Source organism: Novosphingobium sp. BAM6, assembly GCF_057784955.1.
Genome location: NZ_JBYNTR010000001.1, coordinates 1,172,954 through 1,197,393 on the forward strand (window position 1 = coordinate 1,172,954; position 24,440 = coordinate 1,197,393).

Sequence of the window (24,440 nt, forward strand, 5' to 3'; positions counted from 1 at the left end):
CTCTGCTCATACCGGAAGCACGTTACGCATCGCTACACCCATAGCTTGCGCCATCCAGTGCCTCACATTCGTCTCCAGCTTCCCCATCAGCCCGTCTGCGAGAGCAGCCGCGAACGATTCTGGCAGGCATTGTCGCAAGGTCGTTATCACACGGCAATGCAATTATCTCGGCGCCGATCGCCCAAAGATAGAAATCGAACTGCATCCATGCGCCAGGTCATTACTGAGAACTAAGAATAATTTTGAATGCCAGGATCGCATTTGGGAAACGCAGAAAACCGGCACTTTTTGAGAATAGAACCTGCAACACAATAGAAATACAAATTTCCGCAACGTTCGCGTCACCAACAAGACCGAAAAGCGTCACATCCCCCGCTTAGCGGCAACGCGACACAGTTGCCATCAGGGGGCCACTCATGAAATTGCCGCACAACACTCGTTTTCCCGATCGTCATGGAGCCGGCCTCGCCGCTTTGACACTCGGACTGTTTATGGCATCGCCTGCATTTGCAGCCGCTGCCGATACTGCGAGTGCGCCAACTACTTCACAGACCGCTGACGAGGCGCCGTCCAACGGCATTGCCGAGGGTGCTGATATCGTCGTCACCACAACGGTCGCCAACGAAATTGCACCCGTTACCGCCTCTCTTCAGACGATCGAGCCGCAGGCGATCGTCTCACGATCGTTCATCGAGGATTCGCTGCCGGCAACGGCGGATTTCAACCAGCTTGCCCTCATCACGCCGAGCTTCTCCACCAGCGGTGGGGGTGGCGGCATGGGGATCAGCGAATCCTCAGGGCGTCTTCGCGGCTTTCAGGACGGCGAATACAACATCACCTACGATGGCGTGCCGTTCGGCGATTCCAACGATTACACACACCATTCCAACACATTCTTTCCGTCGGACACAATCGAGACCGTGGTGGTCAACCGCGGCCCCGGCAATGCAGATAATCTGGGCGATGCGACGTTCGGCGGTACGGTGAACCTCTACTCACGCGAAACGCGTGAGGACGCCAGCGCCTCGCTGCGCGCGCAGTACGGCTCGTTCAATACATGGATGCTGCGCGGCCTGTTCCAGACCGGATCGATCGACAAGCTGGGCGGCACGCAGATGGTGCTGGGTGGGCAGTACGTCGATACCGACGGCCGCCTCACCTACTCCCCCTATCACCAGCTGAACCTGTTCGGAAAGGCCGTGATTCCGATCGGGTCGAGCGCGAAGCTGACGCTGCTCTCGACCTACAACAAAAACCACTTCAACCAGCCTGACGACGATGGCATCACACTGGCGCAGGAAGCCGAATACGGCAAGAACTACCAGCTGAACGACGACCCGACCTCGACCCAGTACTACAAGTATAACTACACCAACAAGAGCACCGACTTCGAGGTCGCCAAGTTCGAGGCGGATATCGCACCCGGCACGAAGCTGGAGAACCGCGCCTACACCTTCCACTACAACAACTCGACCCTGTCAGCCGAAGACTCGACCGGAACCGACAAACTCAAGACCTACGATTCCGAAGGCAACAAGATCTCCGGCGACATTCCCGGCTACACCAAGCTCAACAGCTACCGCGTCTGGGGCGATATCCTGAAGACGGCGGTCGATTTCGGCCCGGCTACGCTGACGGCAGGCGGCTGGCTGTACTGGGAAAACACCTCGCGCAAGCGCTACGACTATGACCTTACCGCCGGTGGTCCGGCGGCGGGGGCGTACAACTATGCCGAGGACAGCGATCCGGCCTACATCGACTATGATCAGAACTCGTCGAGCAATCAGGCGCAGGTCTTCGCCCAGCTGGAAGTGCGCCCGACCTCGACGATCAAGATCACGCCCGGCTTCAAGCACATGGAGATCACCCGCGAAGTCGATGCGCTGGTGAACCAGAAAACGCAGGAGCCCGCGCATTTCTCGGAAAGCTGGAGCGCGAACCTGCCGTTCCTGACGGTGAACTGGCAGCCCACCGAACGGCTCGCGTTCTATGCCGAATATGCCAAGGGTTTCCTCGCCCCGCCGCTCGACGTGATGCAGGTTCAGGATCCCTCGCTCAATACCGTGAAGCCGCAGAAATCAACCAACTACCAGACCGGCTTCGTCTTCCACGGATCGCACCTCTCGGTCGACGCCGACATCTATTACATCGACTTCTCGAACAAGCTGAACGACATGAAGGTCGATGGCGAAACCATCTACTACAATGAAGGCGGCGTGACCTATAAAGGCGCGGAAGGTCAGATCACCTACGCGTTTGACAAGCATCTGGCCGTGTTCGCCAATGCCTCGCGCAACTTCGCCAAGTCGAACGAGACGCATCTGCAGATCGCCAATGCCCCGTACATGACGGCGGCAGCGGGCGTGATATACAAGCAGGGCCCCATCCGTGCCTCGATCATCGACAAGGTTGTGGGCGCGCAATACGCCGATGACGACCAGCCCGCCGATTACCGCATCGCCGGCTACAACACGACGATCATCTCGGCAGGTTACGACTTCGGTCCCTTCGCCGTGCAAGGCACCGTTTCCGACCTGTTCAACTCCCGCGCCGTCACCGACATTTCGATCAACGACGGACCGACCGATGACCAGTACAAATTCCTCGCCGGTCGCGAATGGAGCGTGAGTCTGCTGGCAAAGTTCTGATGACCTCTCAGGGGCAGGCGCGATATATCCCACGCCTGCCCCTTTGTTCCTATCGCTCGCGCAGGGCTTCCTTCGCCTTGTTGATCGGTTTCATCAGGTACTGGAGCACGGTCTTGCGGCCGGTGCGTACTTCCACGCTGGCAACCATGCCCGGCATGATCGCGTGCTCGCGCCCATCCTTCGTGCGCAAGCTGGAGCGTGCCGTGCGGACATAGACACGATAATAGACCTGATCGCGATGCACCTCGTCCTGAAGCGTATCGGGCGAAATGCGATCCACCGTGCCTTCCAGCGTTCCGTAGATCGAAGGATCGTAAGCGGTGATCTTGACTGTCGCGGGCTGGCCCGGACGGATAAAGGCAATATCGCGCGGCGACATGCGCGCTTCGATCAGCAATTGCTTCTCCAGCGGCACGATCTCCATCAGCGAGCCGCCCGGCTGGATCACGCCGCCGATGGTCGTCACTTCCAGATTTTTCACAATGCCGTGAACCGGCGAATAAAGCGTGGTGCGATCAAGCTGATCCTGTCGACCATCTATGACCTCTCGCACCTGATCGAGTTCCGCGCGAGCCTTGGAATAATCGCCACTGGCATCGATCACGTACTGGTTGCGCAGCGAGTCGAGCTTGGCCTGGATCTCGTTCTTCTGGCGCTGCAACTGGATGATCTCGACCTTGTTCGCCGCCCCCAGATCGACGAGAGGCTCGGTCATCGTCAGTTGCCGCTGCGTAAGTGCGAGGCTCTCGCGCAGGCTGGCCGTGGCGACGGCAAGGTTCTGGCGGCGCGATCGCATCACTTCCATCTCGCGGGCAACCAGACCGGGCGTGGCGCGCACATCCGCCGGGAATTGCGGGCTGCCGCCACTGATCTCCGCCTCCAGCCGCGCCGAAGTGGCCTCCAGCGCCCGCGCCTTCGCCTCGGCCTCGCCCAGCATCGAACTGAAGCGCGCCTTGTCGAGCGTCGCCAGCTTCTCGCGCGGACTGACGATATCGCCTTCGTGGACGAAGATGCCGTTGACGATCCCCCCCTCAAGGCTCTGGATCACTTGCGAGCGCGACGGCGGCGTGACCTTGCCGGGGCCGGTCGCCACTTCGTCGAGCACACCGAAATAGCTCCAGACCAGAAACGCCAGCACGCCTGCGGAGAGCACGGGGATGATCCGCAGGCGCCCGATCCAGCGCAGCCAGCGGCTCTCCTGCTCCTGCGCCGTGAGCCCTTCGAGCAGGTGCGTGTACGTACCATCGCCGAAATAGCCGCTCATGCGCGTTTCTCCCGCAGGGCAGCAGGCCCCGATAGGCTGGCCATGACCTGATCGCGCGGCCCCTCGAGCACGATTTTCCCGCGATCGAGCACGACAATCCGGTCGACGAGTTCGAGCAGCCCCGGCCGGTTGGTGGTAACAACAAGCGTCCGCGCGCCCAGCCATTGCCGCAAGTTGGCGACCAGACTGCGCTCTGACATGTCATCCAGCGGCGCGGAGGGTTCGTCGAGCAGCACGATGTTCGCCTCGCGCAACAGCGCGCGCGTCAGCAGCAAGGTCTGCCGCTGACCGCCCGACAGGCCCACGCCGCCTTCCTGCAACAGCAGGTCCAAGCCTTCGGGCTGGTTCTGCACGAGGCCGATGCCGCCCGTGACGGCAAGCGCGTGCAGGATCTTCTCGTCGCTGGCGCCTGGCGCGCCGATCAGCAGGTTCTCTCGGATCGTGCCGAGGAACAACTGCGCCCCCTGCCCGAGATAGGCGATGTCGCGCCGCACGTCCGCCGGGTTGATCAGCGAGAGCCGGGTATTATCGAGCAGCAGGTCGCCCCCGGTCGGCCGCGCCAGCCCCGCCAGCAGTCTCAGCATCGTGGATTTACCGGCACCGATCCGCCCCAGCAGCGCCACGCGCTCTCCGGTACGCAGCGCGAAGCTGTCGATCGAGAGCACTTCCGGGCTTTGCTCGTCATAGGCATAGCGCACGCCGGTCATGTCGAAATTGCCTGACAGCACGGGGCGTCGCAGCAGACCAAGGTCGGGATCGTGGTCGACCGGCCTTGCGAAGAGGTCTTCAAGGCCCATGACAGCGATCTTCGCATTCTGCCAGCGCGTGAAAATCTGCCCAAACGGCACGAACAGCACCAGCGCCCGGCTGGTCAAAATCGAGCAGGCGATCAGCGCGCCCATCGTCATGTCCCCGTCCATCACCTTGAACGCGCCGGCCACGATCACGGCGGTATAGGCCAGTTGTTGCAGGGTCTGCGTCCAGTTGACGAACAGCGCGGACCAGAAGCGCTGCTCAGCCCCCACGCGGGTTCCCGTCAGTGAAAGGCGCTCCCACATCGACTGAAAGCGCGGTTCGGCCTGCGCCATCTTGATCTCGTCGATCCGCTCGATCGATTCGACAAGGATCGCATTGCGCAGCGCGCCTTCACGCATCCCCTCCCCGGCCAGCCGCGCCAGCGGGCGTTGCAGCAACAGGCCCGGAACGACGATCAGCACGGCGGCCGCCACCAGCACGAAGGTCAGTTGTCCCGCCAGCAGCGCGAACAGGATCAGGAACAGACCGATGAACGGCAGGTCGATCAGCGCGGAAATCGTCGTGGAGGTCAGCATCTCGCGGATCTGCTCGATCTCGCGCAACTGGGCGATCAGGGCTCCGGTGGAGCGGGGCCGGGCATCGGAACGCAAGTCCAGCGCACGGGCAAATATGCGCGAGGACAGCTCGATGTCCGCGCGCCGCCCGATCCGGTCGACCAGCTGGACGCGCGCGGTGCGCAGCATCAGTTCCACCACAAGGGCAATGCCGGTGCCCAGCGCCAGCACCCAGAGCGTGGGGATCGACTGTGCCGGAACCACCCGGTCCCACACCTGCATGGCGAACAGCGAGGTCGCAAACGTCAGCAGGTTGCCGAAGACCGACCCGATCATCACTTCGCCATAACCGCGCCTGTCCCTGGCGATAATGTCGCGAACCCACGAGCGCGCAGGTGCACGCAGAAACTCCTCCAGCCGGGCATCGCGCGACCGGCTGGACAGTGGCTCGACAAAGCCCACCCGGCCACTCGCCATCGGGGCGAAAGTGGAGATCGGCAGGCTTATCGGCGTATCGCTGCCGGTACCTGTGATCTGCACACGGACAGTCTCGGCATCGCGCCCGAACAGGATCGCGGCCTTGCCGTCGCTCAACTCGATCACGCAGGGCATGAGCAGCACGGGCACGCCGTCCAGCGCCATGGCTGCGAACTCCAGCGAAAGGCCGGAGCGGCGCGCGGCGGACACGAGATTGCTCTCCAGCGTACCCCCCGAAGCCCAGTGCAATCGCCCTTCCAGCTCATCCGCACTGGCCGGAACACCCTTGATCGAGGCGATCCGCGCAATGGCCGCCGCCCAGGCCTGCGCCTTGATGGTATCGTGGATCACGGCCCTTCCTCTCCCTGATCGAGCCGGGCCGGAAGGCCCAGCGACGGACGCAGCGTGCCGTTCAGATTCTCGAACCGGACGCGGGCCTCCATGATGTCGTATTCGGCAGCGATGCGTGCGCTGGAGGCGCGGAACACTTCCAGCTGTGTATTGAGCAGTTCGGTCAGCGTGCGCTTGCCCAGCTTGTATTCCTCGAAGAAGATGCGCGTGGCCGTGACCGCCTGATCCTCCTGCCGGGCATAGGTATCGATGCGAAGCTGACCGGCCCGGATTTCCTGCTGCGCCGTAAGCGCCTTGCCGCGCGCCTCGATCACGGCGGTGTCCTGCACGGCCTCGGCAGCGCGCTGGTCCTCGCGCGCGGCCTCGACCTGATAGCGCTGCCCGCGCCGGTAAAGATCGCCGCTGACCGTGACGACCGCCGTGAACGCGTTGTCGCGCGTGTTGTAGGTATAGTTGTTGCGCGTGTAGCCCAGTTGCAGGCCCAGCTTGGGGTAGCGCTCGGCCTGCGCCTGCCCGACTTTCGCCTTGGCGGCATTCGCGGCATCGCCTGCGGCGATCACTTGCGGGAGCGTGTCGTAATCGGGTTCCTCGTCCGCCGGTTCGAAGCGCGAGATAATCGCGGCAGGGTCGGCATAATGGCTAGCCGTCCCGCCGATAAGATTGGCCAGCGTGGCCCCCGCCATCGCCAGCGAGGTGCGGGCCTGGATCGCATCGGCACGCGCCCCATCGACGCGCACGTCGGCCAGCATCAGATCGGACTTGTCCGAAACCCCGGCATTCACCCGCATGGCGATCAGTTCGCGCAAGAGCGCCAGTTCGCCGACCTGCCGCTCTGCCTCCACCGCAAGGACATCGAAACGGCGCACTTCCAGAAAGGCCAGCGCGCCCTGCTCCGCAAGTTGGTCGGCAGTTGCCTCCCGCTCGTACCAGCGCTGCGCAGTGGTGGAACGGGCCGCGCCGATCTCGCCCCTGCTTCGCCCGAAATCCCATACCTGCTGCTGTACGTAAAGCGTCGGCCCGGCGATATTCTCATTGAGCCCGGAGGCGTTCGCACCGGACAGCATATGCGGACCAAGATTGGCCTGATAGGATACCTGCGGATACCAGGCGGACCGGGCCGCGCCGAGATCCGCCTTGCCGCGCGCCAATGTGGCACTCGCCTGAGCGATCTGCGGATGTCGCTCCAGTGTCAGCGCGACCGCCGTGGCGATATCGAGGTTGGCGGGCACTCCTGCGGAACGTAACGGATCGGCAGGAAGAGACGCTTCACTCTCATTCCGGTCAGGATCGATCGGCGCCTCATCCCCATTGGGCAAGGGCGCCGGATCGGCGACAGCGGCCATCTGGCTGACTTCCACCGGTGGAAGTTCGCCCTTGTCTTGCGCTGCCCCCACGCCTGTCTGCATTCCCGAAACGACAGCCAGCAGGCCGCCCACCACATCCCGCCAGCCTCGCGCCATAAGGCCCTTTCATCTGTCCGTTGCCTCGCCGTGCCTCGCCTCGCCTCGCCTCGCCTCGCCTCGTCCGCTCACGTCACCGCCAGCACAGGATGATCGACGTAGATGTTCGTCGTCCCGAGCGTGTAGTGATTGTAGGCTTCCCCGCCGACGATGGTCTGGCCCTGGAAGACCGCGCCGGTCATCGTCACCTGATCGCTGCCGTCCCCCAGCACAGTCAGCGCATGGTTGCTGTCCGTCGCCCGCAGAATACCGGCCTCGGTCAGTGTGATCTGGCGCCCGGCATCGCCGGTGCCGAGGTCGATCCGCTCGATATTACGAATGTTGTTGACCAGATCGAGATTGAGCACCGGCCCTGTACCCGAAGCGATGAGCAGCGTGTCCGTGCCTGCTCCGCCATCGATCAGAGTGTCCGCCGCATCGTAGACCAGTGTGTCGTTGCCATTGCCCCCGTTCAGGGTATCGGCTCCGGCACCGCCGCGCAGCAGATCGTCGCCATCGCCGCCGTTCAAGGTATCGTTTCCGGCAAAACCGTAGAGCCGGTCATTCGCCGCCGTGCCGGTCAACGTGTCGTTGCCGCTGGTGCCCTGATAGATGTTGCTGGCGCCGCTGGTATTGAGAAGGCTGGCATCCAGCAAACTGCTGACAGTCGTCGTGCTCGACAGGTTGGTGGTGTCGTAGGCGGTTATCGAGGTCGCGTTGAGCACGTCGAGGCTGACCAGCGAGGTGCTTTGCTGAAAGTGGACCGTCGCCAGCAGTTCGTTGACCGCGAGGTTATCGATAACCCCGCCGCCGACTGCCGTGATGGTGAGCGTCGATGACGGCGCAAGCACGCCCAGGAAGCCCGAATTGTTGCTCACTCCGATCTGCAAACCGAGTTCTGCCGCCAACGCGGCAGACGCCGTAAGGGTATAGGCCCCCAGCGAAACCGACAGCAGCGGCGCATAGGATACCACCACCCGCTGCAGGTTGTTGTTCACGTCCGCCGCGCTCAGCGACTGCGAGGACAGGTCGATCAGGTTCAACGCATTGAGCCCGACGAGACCGAGCAGCGATGAACTGCTTGCCTGCACCACCGGCGCAGTCGCCGGAATGCTGGTGATCGTGATGCCCTGCGACGTGGTATTGCCAATGTTGCCCGCCGCATCGACAACGCGCGCGGCGATGGTATGCGAACCCGTGGTCAAGGTTCCAGGACCGTAGAACCAGCTCGTTCCCGATGCGCTGGCATTCACCCACGTTCCGCCATCGATCTGGACTTGCACCGTATCGCCGGACGTCAACGCGGATCCCAGCGAACCGCTGATCGTGGGGCTGTTATCCTGCGTACTCCAGTCACCGACCGTTCCGGTATCGGTGTAGAGCATCGTGATCGCAATCGTGTTGGCTGGCGCTGTGTGGTCGAGCGTCATTGCATAGGTGTTGGAAGCCGCGCTGGCATTGCCCGCAGTATCGACTGCAACGGCTGTGAAACTGTGGCTTCCATCCGACAGCGCAGCACCGGGCGTGAAAGTCCACGCGCCCGAGACATTGGCAGTCGCCGAACCGATGGAAACGCCGTTGTCATAAATCACCAGCGAAGCATTGGCCGGCGCTGTCCCTGTCAGTTGCGGCAACGTGTCGTTCGAGGAACCGCCATTCGCCACCACGCCGGTATTCAGCGGCACATCATCGACGATACTGGTGATGACCGGTACGGCAGGCGCCGTCGTATCCACAGTGATCGCATACGTGTTCGACACCGGACCGGTGTTTCCGGCGGCATCGGTCGCTCTTGCCGTGAAGCTGTAACTCCCCTCCGCAAGAGCCGAGGCTGGCGTAAAGCTCCAGTTGCCGCTGGCATCGACGACCGCGCTGCCGACCGAAACACCGTTGGCAAGGATCGTCAATGTCGAGCCCGCTTCACCGGTGCCGCGCAATAACGGCAGCGTATCGTTGGTGACGCCGCCAGTCGCAACGGTGCCCTGCACGGTCCCGACATCATCCGTCACGCTGGCGATAACCGGAGCAGCCGGGGCGGTCGTATCCACGCGGATCGCGAAAGGCGAAGACGCGGCGCTGACATTGCCTGTGGCATCCGCCGCCCGGATCGTGAAACTGTGGCTGCCATCTGCCAAAGCGGTCGTCGGCGTGTAGGTCCAGACGCCCGAGGCATTGGTCACCGCGGTTCCGATCAGCGAACCGTTATCGTAGATGGAAACGGTGGAATTCGACTCGGCCGAGCCGGTCAGGGCCGGTCGTGTATCATCGGTCGCAGCACCGTTTGCCAGCGTGCCCTGCACGCCCCCGACGTCGTCCGCAACACTAGCGATAGAGGGCACCAGCGGCGCAGTGGTATCAACCGTTATCGAGTAGGTGTTCGAGGTGCTGCTCAGGTTGCCTGCCGCATCGCGTGCGGTAGCGGTGAAAGCGTGCGATCCCTCCGCAAGCTGGCTGGGCGGCGTGTAAGTCCATGCGCCGGATGCATTCGCGGTGGTCGTGCCCAGCAGCGCACCGTTGTTGTAGATCGACACGATGGAATTTGCCTCGGCGGTGCCGGCCAGCAGCGGTGCGGCGTCATCGGTCGTGCCGCCGCTGGAAACAATGCCTTGCGACGTGCCCACATCATCCGTGGCGGAAACGATCACCGGGGCGACAGGGGCAGTGGTATCCACGGTCAGGTTGAAAGGCGACGTGGCGGCACTCTGGTTGCCGACGGCATCGCTGGCGCGAACGGTCAACGCGTGTGCCCCGGCAGCAAGGTCAACCGATGGCGTGAAGGTCCATGCCCCTGCTGCGTTCGCCGTGGTCGTGCCAATGGCAGCACTGCCGTCGTAGACCGTGATCGTGGCATTGGCTTCGGATGTGCCGGTCAGCGTCGGACGAGGATCATCCGTGACGCCGCCGTTGGACAGAGGGCCTTGCGTTGCCCCGACATCGTCACTGACAGCCGTGACCGCCGGAACCACCGGAGCTGTGGTGTCCACCGTCACGCTGTAAGTGTTAGATGTCGGCCCGACATTGCCTGCACTGTCGGTCGCCGTCGCCGTGAAGCTATGCGTACCGCTTCCCAGCGCCGTTGCCGGTGTGAATATCCATGCGCCGGAAACATTGGCAGTCGCAGTGCCGATCACGATGCCGCCATCGTAGATCGTCACCGTCGCGTTGGCTTCGGCAGTGCCGCTCAGTGTCGGAGTGGCATCGTCGCTTGCGCCCCCCGATGCCACGGTGCCTTGAATCGGGCCCACATTGTCGCTGGCACTGGTAATCACCGGCGCAACCGGCGCAGCCGTATCTATGGTCAGGCCATATGTGTTGGAGGCGGAGCTGACATTGCCGAGGGCATCCGTGCTGATCACCGTGAAGGAATGCGAGCCGGTTGCCAGGGGCAGCGTGGGCGTAAACGTCCAGGCACCCGAAGCATTGGCAGTCACCACCCCCAGCACCGAGCTGCCATCCCGGATCGTCACGATCGAATTGGCTTCTGCTGTACCTGTAAGCGTCGGCGTTGTGTCATTCGTTGCCCCGCCTGTGGAAACGCTGCCGGTCACGGGCGTCACATTATCGCTGGCATTGACGATCACCGGTGTCGGGGGCGGCGCACTATCGACGCTCTGCGTACTCGGCGACGAGAGATTCCCCGCTGCGTCTTCAGATCGTGCGGTTACAAGAGTGCCGTCGGGCAGCGGCGTGGCGGGCGTATACGCCCAGTTGCCAGCTGTATCGACCGGCACCACGGCTTCGGGCACACCATCGCCGGTGAAGTCCAGATTGACCAGTGAATTGGGCTCCGCCGTCCCCGAAAGCGTGCTTCCATTGGTGGGGGAGATCGTCGGCGCAGCCGGTGCAGCCGTATCGACGTTGAGAGCTACGGGCGAGCTGTTGAGGCTTTCCAATCCATTCTGGGCAGCTGTCGCGGTAAAGCTGTGCGCGCCATCGGTCAGCGTTGGCGTGTAGCTCCAGTTGCCTGCACTGTCCGCCGTGGTGGTTCCGATCGGCACGCCCAGATCGTATATGGTGATCGTCGATAGCGGGTCCGCCGTACCGGAAAGCTCGGGCATGGCATCGTCGGTCGCCCCCCCACTGGAGACGGGCCCCTGCGCGGTTCCCACGTTGTCAAAGATGGTGGGCGTCGACGGGACGGACGGCGGCGTCGTGTTTATGCCGTCATCGACCACTTCACTGTCCGGCGGCGAGACATTTCCTGCCGCATCCACTGCGACTGCCGAGACCGTGGTTCCATCGGGCAGCGCGGGACTTGCCGTGACGCTCCAACCTCCGAAACTGTCCACCGTGGTCGTGTAATTGGGCGTACCGTTACCGTCGGTATCGACCTGGATGATCGCGCCCGGCTCTCCCGTTCCTGCTATCGTGATGCCGTCAGTGGGGAAAAGCACCGGGGCCGCTGGCGGCGCCGTGTCGACCGTGATCGCATAGGCGTTCGAGGTCACGCTGACATTACCTGCACTATCGGTCGCCGTCACGGTAAAGCTGTAGCTCCCCTGCGCAAGCGTCGGTGTGAAGGACCAGTTGCCGCTACCATCGGCCGCCACCGTGGCAAGCGCCGTGGTGCTGGCGTTGGCATAGAGGCTGACAAGCGCGCCTGCCTCTGCCGTGCCGGTGATCGTGGGCGTCGTGTCGTTGGTCGCCCCGCCACTGGCCACGTTGCCGGTCTGCGGCGCGGCATTATCGCTGACGTTCGCGACCACCGGTGTTGCAGGAGCGCTGGTATCGATGCTGAAGGCGAAGGCAGGCGAAGATGCACTGCCGGTGTTGCCGGAAGGATCGGTTGCCACGATCGTGATCGCATGCCCGCCGGGGGCAAGCGCTGCAACGGGCGTGAAAGTCCAGTTTCCGCTGCTGTCGGCCAGTGCCGTTCCCAGCACGGTGGCGCCATCCCGCACGGTGACGGTCGCCCCCGCTTCGGCGGTTCCCGTAAAGGTAGGCTGCGTGTCGTTCGTGACTCCACCTGCCGAAACCGCGCCTGTCACCGGTGCCTGATCGTCGTTCACCGCGGCCAGGACCGGGGCAGCCGGTGCAACGGCGTCAACCGTCGCGCTCGTCGGCCCTGAAACATTGCCCGCAGGATCTTCCGCCCGCACGCTGACCACGACGCCGTTACCCGGATTGGTCGGGAAGTTATAGCTCCACGCGCCGGTGCCATCGACGGTTACCGTCGCATCGACAGATCCGTTGTTACCAACGTCGATCAGCACGCTCGCCCCGGCTTCTGCCGTTCCCGATATCTGGCTGCCCCCGGCACGGACGACAACCGGCGCGCCCGGCGCGGTCGCATCGATGGTGAAGCTGTAGGTATTCGAGGGGCCACTGGTCACGCCCGCCGCATTCACGACAATTGCGGTTATGCTGTGTGCGCCCTCGCCAAGCGCAGCACCGTAGCTCCAGTTGCCGCTGGCATCGGCATTGGCCGTCCCCAGAAGCGCTCCGTCAGCATAGACCCGAAGCACGGCATTCGCAGCTGCCGTGCCTGCGATCAACGGCGAGGTATCGTTCGTCAGGCCACCTGCAGGAACCGTGCCGACATGGTCGGTGGCGTCATCGGTCACACTCGTGATTGTGGGCGCCGCCGGCATCGAAGTGTCGATGGTGACGGAATAGACATTCGATGCCGCGCTCACCGCGCCAGCCGCATTGGTTGCGATCGCCGTGAAATTGTGCGGCCCACCCGATACCGGGGAAGTTGGCGTTAGGCTCCAAGCCCCTGCGCTATTGGCTGTCGCCGTGCCGATCAGCGTCGCGCCGTCATAAACGGCAATCGTCAGGTTCGCGCCCGAGGTTCCTCCCAGCACCGGGAGCGTATCGTCGCTTGTTCCTCCCGAGGCGACATCACCCTGAGCGGGCCCGACGTCATCTGTGAGTGAGGTGATGACCGGGGCGGGCGGAATGGCCGTATCCACCGTCACCGTATATGCCACAGACACCGGGCCGCTGTTGCCGGCCGCGTCGATCGCACTTGCCGTGAAGGCGTGCGAACCGGTCGCCAGCACAGTCGCGACCGGGAAGGTCCAGTTGCCGGAGGCATTGACCGCGGCGGTGCCAAGCGAAGTGCCATTATCGAAGATCGTAACGGTCGAGCCGGGCTCCGCCGTGCCAGTGAGCACCGGCTGCGTATCATTGGTACCGCCGCCGTTTGCCACTGTTCCCGTCTGAGGCGCCACGTCGTCAAGGACGCCGGTTATGGCGGGTGCCAGCGGTGCGGTGCGATCGACCAGCATGCTCGTTGGCGCGGACGTATTTCCTGCGGTATCGGTCGCTGTTGCAATCACCCGAGTACCATCGAGAAGCTGAACCGGCGGCGTGTAGGTCCACAGACCCGATCCATTCGCCACGACGCTGGTGTCGGCCACACCGTTCCCGTCCAGGTCGAGATTGACGGTCGCCCCGGCTTCCGCAGTTCCCGTCAGCGTCGTGCCACTGCTCGGCTGGATGGTGGGCGCAGCCGGAGCCGTCACGTCGATCCGCAGAGTGAACGGCCCAGAACTGGCGCCGACGTTTCCTGCGACGTCGGTGGCATAGGCCGTAATCGCGTGCGGACCTTCGGCCAGTGCCATCGTGGGCGTAAAAGTCCATGCCCCACCGGCACCAGCCAGCGCGGTTCCAAGGACGGTGGCACCATCGCTGATCGTGACCGTCGCGCCCGGTTCGGTCGTACCGGTGAAAGTCGGCAGGACGTCATCGCTGACACCGCCGCTTGCGACGGGCCCCTGGACCGTACCGGCGTTATCCAGTGCAGCTGTAATGACGGGCGCTGCGGGCGCCTGCGTATCGACGGTGAACGCGAACGGCGCGGTCGTCGGGCTCTGCGTTCCGCTGGCATCGGTGGCATAGGTGGTGAGGACGTGCGGCCCGCCCGCCAGGGCGACGGCAGGCATCAGGCTCCAGCGCCCGGTCGCATCGACCGGTGCGGTTCCGATCGAGGCCCCGTCGATCAGGACCGTGACGACCGTGCCCGGCGATGCCGTTCCCGAAAACGATGGCAGTACATCGTCGGTCATACCGCCCGGCTGAACCGGTCCCTGCACGCTCCCAGCGTCGTCCAGCACCGCGCCAACGGTAGGCGCAGCCACGGTCGGAGAGGTGATCGCCAGCGCATAGACGGAAGAAGCCGGGCTGACATTGCCAGCCGTATCGGTCGAGGTCGCGGTGAAGCTGTGCGGCCCCACGGCAAGCGGGGAGGTGGGCGTAAAACTCCAGTTTCCCACCCCATTGGCAAGGGCCGTGCCGAGCAGGCTCGTCCCGTCATAGATCGAGACACTGCTGCCGGGCTCCGCACTCCCGCGCAAAAGTGGACTGGCATCATCGCTAGAACCGCCTGAGGCGACCAGCCCCTGAACCGCGCCGAAGTCGTCGAGAGCCGAGATGATCGAAGGCGCACTAGGCGCAGAGGTATCGATGTTCAGGCTGAATGGCGATGTCGCCGGGCTCACATTGCCCAGGGCGTCGCTTGCCGTGGCCGTGAACACATGCAAGCCTTGCGTCAGTGGGATCTGTGGCAAGATAGTCCACGTGCCCGCAGGCGTCGCGACTGCAGTGCCCAGCAGCGCTACGCCGTCATACAGCGAAACGAGTGCCCCCGGTTCTGCCGTGCCGGTAAACGTCGGTTGAGTATCGTCGGTATAGGCACCGCTGGCCATCGCCCCCTGCCTGCTGCCGGTATCGTCACTTGCCGACGAAATCGCAGGGGAGGCTGGCGCAGTACGGTCGATCGTTGTCGAGCTTTGCGCAGATGTATTGCCTGCGGCATCGCTGGCAGTGGCGATTACAGTGTCACCGTTGGCAAGCGGATCATCGGGCGTGTACGTCCAACTCCCATCGGATCCCGCCTGTACCGAGGTATCGACCGTGCCATCGCCATCAAGGTCGAGATTGACTGTCGCGCCTGCCTCTGCAGCCCCTGCCAGGCTGTCCCCGTTGCTGGCATCGATCACTGGCGCGGAAGGTGCGGTCGTATCGACCGTAAGCGCGAAGGCACCGCTCGGCTGGCTCTCGTTGCCCTGCGCATCCGTAGACGTGAAGGTCAGCACATGCGGACCTTCCGCCAGCGTGGGGGCAAATGACCAGTTACCCGAAGCATCCGAAGTGGTCGTGGAGATCAGGATACCCTGATCGTAGAGCGACACCGTAACGTCCGGATCGCCCGTCCCGGCGATCAGCGGCATCGTGTCGTCGCTGGCCGCACCGCTGGCAATCTGTCCCTGTATCGATCCCACGTCGTCCGTCACCGCCGTCAGCACGGGGACTGCCGGCGGCGTGCTGTCCAGCGAGGCATCAACCGTACCGCTGGCAGCAGGCGAGGCATTTCCTGCCTGGTCTTGTGCCACCACGCTGACGGTGGTTCCATCCGCCAGCGCCGGATCGAACGAAACGCTCCAGCGACCGTTCGCATCCGCAATCGCAGTCGCGTCAGGCGTTCCATTGCCGTCGCTGTCGACAAGGACGGTTGCCCCTGCTTCTGCCCTGCCACTCAACGTTGCACCATCCGTGGGATTGAGAACCGGGGCTGCAGGCGCGGTATAATCGAACGTTACAGGATAGGCGCTGGAAGGGCCGCTACCCACACCGTACGGATCGAGGGCCGTCACGGTAAAGCTGTGATTGCCCTCTGTCAGGGCAGTGGCCGGCGTGAACGTCCATGCCCCTCCTGCATTCGCCGTCGCGGTGCCGATCGCCGTGCCGTTGTCGAGCACGGTGACGGTCGCCCCTCCCGCCGCGATTCCGCTGAGCGTCGGCCTCGGGTCGTTACTCACCCCTCCTGCCGCGATCTGCCCGATGCCGGCGGCAACATCGTCGGACACCGCATTGATGATCGGCACAACGGGATAATTGGCGTCAACGACCATGCTGGCAGGTGACGAGACATTGCCCGCCACATCGCGGGCCGTCACCTCGACCACGGTATCGTCCGGGATGGTTTGCGCGGGAATGTAGCTCCAGCGCCCGTTGGCATCGGCCTGTACGGTGGCATCCACCGAGCCGTCTCCGTCAATGTCGATATCGACGAACACACCGGCCTGTGCCGTGCCGACCAGCCCGGAACCGTTCGTCGGATCTATAAAGGGAGAATCCGGCGCCTGCGTATCGACCACAAGGTCGAACGCCGAAGAGGCCGCACTGACGTTGCCCGTGCTATCGGTAGCGGTGAACGTCAGCGAATGCGGCCCATCCTCCAGCGGGGGAGATACCTCGAAGCTCCAGGTTCCATCCGGTTGGACAAGCGCTGTACCCAACAACTGCGTCCCATCGTAAATGGAGATCGTCGCCCCTGCCTCCGCGCCGGTGCCGCTCAGCACCGGAGAAGCGTCATCCGTTGCATCGCCACTGGCTAGTGCGCCCTGCACCATACCCTGATCGTCCGTCACGACAGGCCTCGGCACCGGCGGCGGTGTGGTATCGAGCGACTGGTCGACAATCGTCGTCGCGGCGGCGGACACGTTCCCCGCAGCATCCGTTGCCGTGGCGGTAACCGTAGCGCCATCCGCCAGTGCGGGATCGACGGTGACACTCCAGCTGCCGTTATCAGCAGCGGTTGCGAAAAGATCCGCTACGCCGTCACCATCGACATCCACGCCTACCAGAGCGCCCGCTTCTGCCGTGCCGGCGATCGTGGTGCCATCCGTTTCAGCAAGCACCGGTACAGCGGGCGGTGTCAGGTCCACCGTCAGAGTATACGGTGCCGAGGCCGCGCTGGCATTGCCCAGCGCATCGGTGGCCACGATGGTGAAAGCGTGCTCGCCTTCCCCCAGCGGCGTACCAGGTGTGTAGGACCAGTTCCCGTTCGCAGCAGCCGTCACGGTCGCAATCAAAGTGCCGTTATCGTAGATCCCAACGCTGGCCTCCGCCTCGGTCACCCCTTCCAGCGTCGGCGTTGCATCGTCGGTAAATCCTCCCGAAACGACAATGCCCTGGATCGTTCCGGCATTGTCCATGGCATCGTTGACGAACGGCTGAGGCGGTGCGAGCGAATCCGTAACCGTGCTTGCGGGCGGAGAAACGTTCCCCGCCGCATCCACCGCCGTCGCCGTAACGCTCGTCCCATTGGCCAGCGGACTGGGCGGCGTATAGGACCAGTGCCCACTGCTATCCGCCGTCACACTGGCATCGGCCGTTCCGTCGCCGTTGAAATCGAGCCGCACTGTGGCCCCCGGCTCTGCCGTGCCATCGAGGACACTGCCGTTGCTAGGTGCGATCGTCGGCGCGGCAGGCGGCGTCGTGTCGCCCGAAGGCGTACTGCCGCCGCCACTATGCCCGCCACCGCTGGACACCGCGACGATGGCCCCCGCCGCTGCCAGCCCGCCAAGACCGATCAGCAACCCGCTCGACAGCCCTCCCGATACGGCGGAAGAGCTTTCAAGCGGCACCATGGTAAAGTCGACAGGGCTGCTCGAAGTCTCCGCCGGCGCGACGCAGGTCAGGTCCGCCAGATGTGCAAGCCATTGATCTCCGGTCAGGGGATCGGCAAAAGTCACGGGCGTCGCTTCGCTGGTTCCGCAGGCGAAATAGCCATCGAGCCGTACAACGCTGCCATCCGCGAACGAAATTACCAGATCATCGCCATCACGGACCATGCCTGTCACGGTCCCGGCAGCAACGTCGATCCTGACCGCTGCTCCCTGCTCAACCGCAATCGATGTTACGCCATCTCCTGCATGAAGCGTCTTGCTGGCCGATCCTTTTACCTTGCTGGTGATCTCGACGCGCTTGTCCATGGACTGTCTCCCGGTTGGCGGCGACCCACATCCTGCGAGACAAATTTACGTGAGGAAACTTAGACAATACTACCTATAACAATATTGTCCGTCTTTACATTGAACTTAAAATATTTCCTCAATGATATATCATTAATTTATCAATATAATGTGATGTCGCCACTTATCCATCACACGTATGGCTATTTGTTTTCCAAGATATAGCCATTTCACGTCCGAAACAGACAAGAATTTTCAAATTCATGGGAAGCCAATTCCAACAACACGGACACACTTGCCCAGACCCGCGGTCACAGACCTGACAATGCATCCATATCGGAACAGTATAGAAGCATGGTGAGATGCCGATCACGACAGCGGGCAATCATCCAAGCGCTCGACAAAGAAAAGTAGGGCATAGCCAGATCGATACGCCTCAATGCATATCGGCGATGCATGCCTCTCAGGCCGCGATGTTCACATCCCGCAACCCGGCCCGTGCGACTAGGGCCTGCGCCACCGTAATTGCAGGTGACTGTCCATCGATCCGGGGTTTGCCGTCGTGCATCCATGCGATCCCCTGGATGGCATAGGCCATGCGTTCCTTCTGCCATGTGGCATAGGCCCCATGTGCGGCGATGGCGCGATCCACGGCGGCAATCACATCGACGTCCGCGCCGATGACCTCTCCGAAATGCCACATTGCGAAGTTTTCGCAGTCACGCCATGGCGTCCCCGCCACGTCGATGAACAGGCAGGGGCGCGGATGAACGAGGAACTCGTAGACCTGGCTGCTAACATCGCCGACATAGACATCGGCACCGAGCGTATAGGTCATGTCGCAACCACGCTCCGACCCGAGATCCACCCGGATCTGCCCCGGCACGGCCAGCGCCTCCCATTCACGGCGACGGCGTGCACTCCAGCCTCGCGCCATCCGGACATGCGGCGCGATCACCAGGTTATAGCGGCCATCCCGCATCACCGCCTCGGCAAGCCGCTTTCCGAAACGCGGCAAGGAACCGAACTGCTTAGAAAAGTGCGGATTATAGAGAATGGTCTTGCGATCGTTGTCGAACAGACGGGGTCGCTGCGCATGGCATTTGAGCACGGCTGCCAGCTTGACCGGCCCTGCAACAGTGCAACGATCCTCGGGCACCCTGCCGTCGGCCAGCAAGCGATCGCGATCCTTGCTGCCTGCAACGAACACCTCGTCGAAATAGGCGAAACGCGGCTCGAAGCCGACAGCCCGATCCCCTGCGCCATGCGGAATATGCAGGATCGGCGGGCAATCGCGACCTGTGCGTGCAAGAATGGTCGAAGTCCGTTCCGCACACAGGATCACATCGGCCTGAACCAGTCGCGATCGCCACGCAAGCAAGCGCCCGACCTTGCCAACCACTTTACCGATGAAGGACACGCTGCGGGGCAAGGTCATCACCGTGACCCGCAGCATCGGCTCGCCGATCGCTGCAAGGAACGCGCCGAGCGCTCGCGCATCGCGGTGCGAGGGCACGAATATCGTCACCGCACCTGGCAGCAGGCGTTCCACCTCGCACGCTACAGGAATGATATGCGCAAACTGATGGGCACCGCCGATAGCCATGACATGCACGCGGCCCGTGCCGCGGCCGACCGTCGGAAAATGGGAAAATCGTTGTACCTGTAGGCCTGTCATGACCGTGTACTGACACGGCCTGATCGGTGACATGTGGCGCCAGCATGTTTTTTTGCCCATGTTCGCGAGGCAATTCGGCGCCGTACCTCGACGCACGGCGAAGTGCCGGGTATCGCCGCTTCTGGTCCCTCGTTCAGGAATACGCCGCCCTAGCCATGCAGATCCTGCTTGTCGAAGATGACGACAGCCTTGCGCGCCACATTCTCGCCGGCCTTGCCGAAGCGGGACACGTCGCCGAACGGTGCGGTGACGGGCGCGAAGGACTGGTTCGCGCCACCTGCGAGACATTCGATGTCATCATCCTCGACAGGATGCTGCCCTCGCTCGACGGCCTCAAGCTGCTTGCCGCCCTTCGCGCCACGGACGATGCCACACCGGTTCTCCTGCTGAGCGCGCTCGGTGATGTCGACGAACGGGTGCGAGGACTGCGCGCCGGTGCCGACGATTACATGACCAAGCCCTTCGCGATGTCTGAACTGCTGGCGCGTATCGAAGTGCTTGCCCGTCGCGGCAGCAGCGTCAACGAACCCGCGATGCAGATGCGCGTGGGCGAACTCGAAATCGACTTGGCGGCCCATACGGTAACCCGGCGCGGTCGCACCATCGCGCTAACCCTGCGCGAACTGCGCATCGTTGCCTATCTCGCGCGTAATGCCGGCCGGGTCGTCACCCGCTCGATGCTGCTGGAGAACGTGTGGCACTACCACTTCGATCCGCAGACCAACGTGATAGACCAGCACATCAGCAAAGTCCGCCAGAAGCTCACGATCGATGACGAACCGCAGCTGATCCATACCGTACGCGGCGTCGGCTATGTGATGCGCGCCGAATGACGCGAATCCTGCGTAGCCTGTCATTCCGGCTGGCCCTGACGTACGCCGGGATGCTGTGCATCTCGATGGCCCTGCTCATGGGCGCGGGCTATTGGCTCCGCGTCACGATGCCGATGGAGGAACAGCGCGCAGCGGTAGAAACCGAAGCCCAGCACTACGCCGCCGAACTGGCGAAATCCGGCATGGAGCCTGTCGCCCGGATGCTGGAGAGGCGCGATCATCAGGCCGGAACGCGCAAGCCGTTTCACGCCCTGCTCGCGCCGGACGGCACCGTCATCTCCAGCAATCTGCCCAGTTGGCCGCCCCACGGCAATGACCGCTTCACGATCATCGAGGCGGACAATTTTCTCGACGGCTTCGAGATCGACTATTCCTCGCTCACCCGCGACATCCTGATGCCCGACGGCACGCGCCTGCTCGTCGGGCGCGACGTCGATGACATCGTGCGCGACCAGAACATGCTGCAAACGGCGGCTCTCTGGATCCTGTGCGGCACCATGGTACTGGGCCTGAGCGGAGGCTGGGTGATGAGCCACGCCATCGGCAAGCGACTGGAAGCCGTCACCAAGGCCGCGCGGCAAGTCATGGACGGCGACCTTTCGGGCCGCATCCGCGTACGCGGCACGAACGACGATTTCGATCGCCTTGGCGAAACGCTGAACCTCATGCTCTCGCGCATCCAGACCCTGTTCGAATCCACCCGCCGGGTATCGGACAATGTCGCGCACGAACTGCGCACACCCCTTGCCCGGCTGGTCGGGCAGCTGGAGGACATCGAACAGCGCGCGGGAGACGATCACGAGATGCGCGCCGCGATCGAGGCCGCGATCGACGATGCCAACCGCCTGCGCCAGATATTCGCGGCACTGCTGCGCATCTCCCGCCTCGAAGGCGGACGCCATCCGCTACACCTTCAGGCAACCGATGTCGTGCAGTTGCTGGAAGACGTTGTCGAACTTTACCAGCCCGAAGCCGATGCCCGTGGCATAACCCTGGCGCTGAACGCGCACAGGCCTCTGGTGGCGACACTGGACCTCGATCTGATGTTCCAGCTGCTAAGCAACCTGCTCGACAATGCCCTCAAGTATGTGCCGGAAAAAGGTCACGTCCTGCTCTCGGCGGAACTGCGTAACGGCCTGTTGCTGGAAGTCCTCGACGATGGTCCCGGCATCAACGGCGAGCATCTCGAACGCGCGACCGAACCGTTCTATCGCGGCGATGCCTCGGCCCGCACAGCCGGAGAAGGGCTTGGGCTCAGCATGGTTGCCGCCATTGCGCAGGCCCACGGTGCTGCGCTGTCGCTTTCCTGCGCCACCCAAGAACCCCGCAAGGGGCTGCGCGTCACGCTGACCCTGCCTCCCCTGGCCTGAAGAGCTTTCTCAGGCGACGAGTTCGTGGACCCGTGAAACCAGCGCCTCGATCATGAAAGGCTTGGTGAGAATTGCAGAGTTTGTCTCCAGCTGGCCATTCGCCGCAACGACATTCTCGGCATAACCGGTGATGAACAGCACCTTGAGCGAAGGCCGGGTCTGGCGAGCCAGATCGGCCACCTGACGACCGTTCATCCCGTTTGGCAAGCCAACATCGGTTACAAGCAGATCCAGCCGGCCTGCACGCTCCAGTTGCTGCGCCGCACTCGGCCCGTCAGCGGCTTCTATCACTGTGAAGCCTTCGTCTTCCAGCACCTCGACGATCAGCATGCGGATCATCGGTTCATCATCGACGACAAGAACCACCTGCCCATGGCCATCGGTATCCGACGGGCTCCTCTCATCGGTCTCGTCGATATCCACGGGCACAACCGCATCGCTGCGGGGCAGGTACATGGTAATGCGCGCGCCCTGCCCCGGCTTGCTGACGATCTCCACCTGCCCCCCGGACTGCCGCACGAAACCGTAGATCATGGAAAGCCCCAATCCGGTTCCCTGCCCCAGCGGCTTGGTCGTGAAAAAGGGATCGAAGGCCTTGGCCGCAATATCCGGCGACATCCCGGCCCCGGTATCGCTGACCGACACGGCAATATAGTCGCCAGCGACCAGCCCCATACCCCCGGCAGTAGGCTCGTCGAGCGAGCGGTTCTCGGTAACGACTGTCAGCGCGCCTCCATCCGGCATGGCATCGCGGGCATTGATGCACAGATTGAGAATTGCGTTTTCAAGCTGGTTACGGTCGATCAAGGCGAACCAGCCCAATTCGCCGCGCTCGAAGCCGACATTGATCGCCGGGCCCATCGTGCGACTGACAAGATCCTCCAGATCCACCATCAGTTTGCCGATATCGGTAGGTAGTGGATCAAGCGTCTGGCGACGCGCAAAGGCCAGCAGCCGGTGCGTCAGCGCAGCAGCCTTGTCCACCGCGCCTTCGGCAGCCACGAAATAGCGGTCGAGGTCATCCGTCCGCCCCTGACCGACCCGGCTGCGGATCATTTCGAGACTGCCCCCCAGCCCCATCAGCAAATTGTTGAAATCATGCGCCAGACCGCCGGTCAACTGGCCAACGGCTTCCATCTTCTGTGCCTGCCGCAAGGCGTCCTCCGCTTCCGACAGCTGACGGGAGCGCTCCTCCACCCGACGTTCCAGCGATTCGTTCAGTTCGCGCAATGCCGCCGCCGCCTTGCGCAAATCGGCCTCTACACCGACGCGTTCAACATGCGCCCACGATCGCTGCGTGACTTCGCGGATCACGTCCAGATCGTAGTCATTCCACTGGCGCGGTCCGCTCGTGTGAATAGCCATCAACGCGGTCAGGCGCCCCCCCTTGACCAGCGGCATGCAGATCGTCGCTCCGATACCGATCGCCTGGAATGTCGCCGCTTCGTGAGGTGCCAGTTCGCGCAAGTTATCGTTGACGATCAGCGGACGGCCCGCATGCAGCTCCCGAACGGCAAGCGCACCGAAATCGGAAAGGCTGTAATGCCCCAGTATCGATGGCGATCCGTCCGCGAACCAGTTGCCCCGGATCGTGAAACCATCCTCATCGGCATCCATGTCGGCATAGGCGCAGTTCGATAGCGCGAGGTGCTCTCCCGTCATACGTGTGGTGATCGACAGGATGCTGTCCGCATCACGGGAGTCCGCCACCTTCTGACCCAACGCATCTAGAAACGCCAGCTTGTCGCTGGTCCGGTCCAGCGCGTCGCGCGCTTCATGGGTTGCCGTCGTCTCATACAGCACGGCGAGCACGCCGATCGCCTCGCCATGTTCGTCCCGAACGGCGGAATAATCGAGATCGAGATAGACCGCTTCGGGCTGTCCATTGCGTTCGAACCGGAACATCTGGTCGTCGTAGCTGATCGCCTCTCCGGCGATCACCCGCGCGATGATGTCCTGATTGAACGCGGCGACCTCGGGCCAGCTGTCCAGCACACTGGACCCCAGCGACTGGGGATGCCGCCCTCCGGCGATGGGGATGTAGGGATCATTGTAGATCATCGTTCCGCGCGCGCCCATCATCAGCGCCATCGGCACCTTGGAGGCCAGCACGAGATCGACGACAGCACGCAACGAGGCAGACCAGTCCGAGATCGGGCCGAGCGGCGTCCCTGCCCAGTCGTGGGAGGCAATCAGGCCGCTCATATGGCTGCGGCTAAAGGGAAAGCTCAAGACGTGTTGCCCCCAAAGCAACCGACGTCGCGACGGAATTACCGCGAGGTCAGGCAGAAACGTGCGATCTGCCTGACCTGTTCCCGGCCAGGGGCGCGTCGGTGAATTTCTCCAACGCGCACCCGGCCTGTGATC

The 24,440-nt window shown here is 63.2% G+C and carries 9 protein-coding genes; 3 read left to right on the top strand and 6 right to left on the bottom strand.

All coding sequences use genetic code 11. From position 1 onward, the window contains the following. Window positions 1–491 precede the first annotated feature (491 nt). A complete protein-coding gene (locus AC3EC3_RS05495; protein WP_488488618.1) occupies window positions 492–2,648 on the top strand; it encodes a TonB-dependent receptor in 2,157 nt (718 codons plus the stop codon). Between the two features lie 49 nt (window positions 2,649–2,697). Here the strand turns inward: AC3EC3_RS05495 and AC3EC3_RS05500 are convergent, their stop codons facing one another. The 5 genes from AC3EC3_RS05500 to AC3EC3_RS05520 all read right to left on the bottom strand — a co-directional run bounded on the left by AC3EC3_RS05500 (window position 2,698) and on the right by AC3EC3_RS05520 (window position 19,798). Beyond that, window positions 2,698–3,912 (bottom strand): HlyD family type I secretion periplasmic adaptor subunit, encoded by a 1,215-nt coding sequence (locus AC3EC3_RS05500; RefSeq protein ID WP_488488619.1) that lies wholly within the window; start codon window positions 3,910–3,912, stop codon window positions 2,698–2,700. Further along, on the bottom strand, window positions 3,909–6,050 hold the full coding sequence (locus AC3EC3_RS05505; RefSeq protein ID WP_488488620.1) for a type I secretion system permease/ATPase: 2,142 nt from the start codon (window positions 6,048–6,050) through the stop codon (window positions 3,909–3,911). Before AC3EC3_RS05505 ends, AC3EC3_RS05500 begins: the two co-directional genes overlap by 4 nt. Further along, entirely contained in the window at window positions 6,047–7,510 is a 1,464-nt protein-coding gene (locus tag AC3EC3_RS05510; RefSeq protein WP_488488621.1) for a TolC family protein, read from the bottom strand. The genes AC3EC3_RS05505 and AC3EC3_RS05510 overlap by 4 nt, the downstream gene beginning before the upstream one ends. A gap of 68 nt (window positions 7,511–7,578) precedes the next feature. After that, window positions 7,579–18,213: an Ig-like domain-containing protein gene (locus AC3EC3_RS05515; protein ID WP_488488622.1), complete on the bottom strand. Its 10,635-nt coding sequence runs from the start codon at window positions 18,211–18,213 to the stop codon at window positions 7,579–7,581. Between the two features lie 442 nt (window positions 18,214–18,655). Continuing rightward, a complete protein-coding gene (locus AC3EC3_RS05520; protein WP_488488623.1) occupies window positions 18,656–19,798 on the bottom strand; it encodes a glycosyl transferase in 1,143 nt (380 codons plus the stop codon). 227 nt (window positions 19,799–20,025) lie between these two features. On the opposite strand from AC3EC3_RS05520, the gene AC3EC3_RS05525 reads away from it, so the two are divergent. After that, window positions 20,026–20,703, top strand: coding sequence for a response regulator transcription factor (locus tag AC3EC3_RS05525; protein ID WP_260923255.1), 678 nt, complete (start codon window positions 20,026–20,028; stop codon window positions 20,701–20,703). After that, complete coding sequence (locus AC3EC3_RS05530; protein WP_488488624.1) at window positions 20,700–22,073, top strand: sensor histidine kinase; 1,374 nt, start codon at window positions 20,700–20,702, stop codon at window positions 22,071–22,073. The genes AC3EC3_RS05525 and AC3EC3_RS05530 overlap by 4 nt, the downstream gene beginning before the upstream one ends. 9 nt (window positions 22,074–22,082) lie before the next feature. On the opposite strand, the gene AC3EC3_RS05535 is transcribed toward AC3EC3_RS05530, so the two are convergent. After that, window positions 22,083–24,278, bottom strand: a complete 2,196-nt coding sequence (locus AC3EC3_RS05535; RefSeq protein ID WP_488488625.1) for an ATP-binding protein — start codon at window positions 24,276–24,278, stop codon at window positions 22,083–22,085. Between the last annotated feature and the right edge of the window lie 162 nt (window positions 24,279–24,440).

Bases quoted from the DNA above. Each gene is read 5' to 3' on its own strand.
- AC3EC3_RS05495 (WP_488488618.1), top strand. From the start codon at position 492: ATGGCATCGCCTGCATTTGCAGCCGCTGCCGATACTGCGAGTGCGCCA.
- AC3EC3_RS05500 (WP_488488619.1), bottom strand. From the start codon at position 3,912: ATGAGCGGCTATTTCGGCGATGGTACGTACACGCACCTGCTCGAAGGG.
- AC3EC3_RS05510 (WP_488488621.1), bottom strand. From the start codon at position 7,510: ATGGCGCGAGGCTGGCGGGATGTGGTGGGCGGCCTGCTGGCTGTCGTT.
- AC3EC3_RS05515 (WP_488488622.1), bottom strand. From the start codon at position 18,213: ATGGACAAGCGCGTCGAGATCACCAGCAAGGTAAAAGGATCGGCCAGC.
- AC3EC3_RS05520 (WP_488488623.1), bottom strand. From the start codon at position 19,798: ATGGCTATCGGCGGTGCCCATCAGTTTGCGCATATCATTCCTGTAGCG.
- AC3EC3_RS05525 (WP_260923255.1), top strand. From the start codon at position 20,026: ATGCAGATCCTGCTTGTCGAAGATGACGACAGCCTTGCGCGCCACATT.
- AC3EC3_RS05530 (WP_488488624.1), top strand. From the start codon at position 20,700: ATGACGCGAATCCTGCGTAGCCTGTCATTCCGGCTGGCCCTGACGTAC.
- AC3EC3_RS05535 (WP_488488625.1), bottom strand. From the start codon at position 24,278: ATGAGCGGCCTGATTGCCTCCCACGACTGGGCAGGGACGCCGCTCGGC.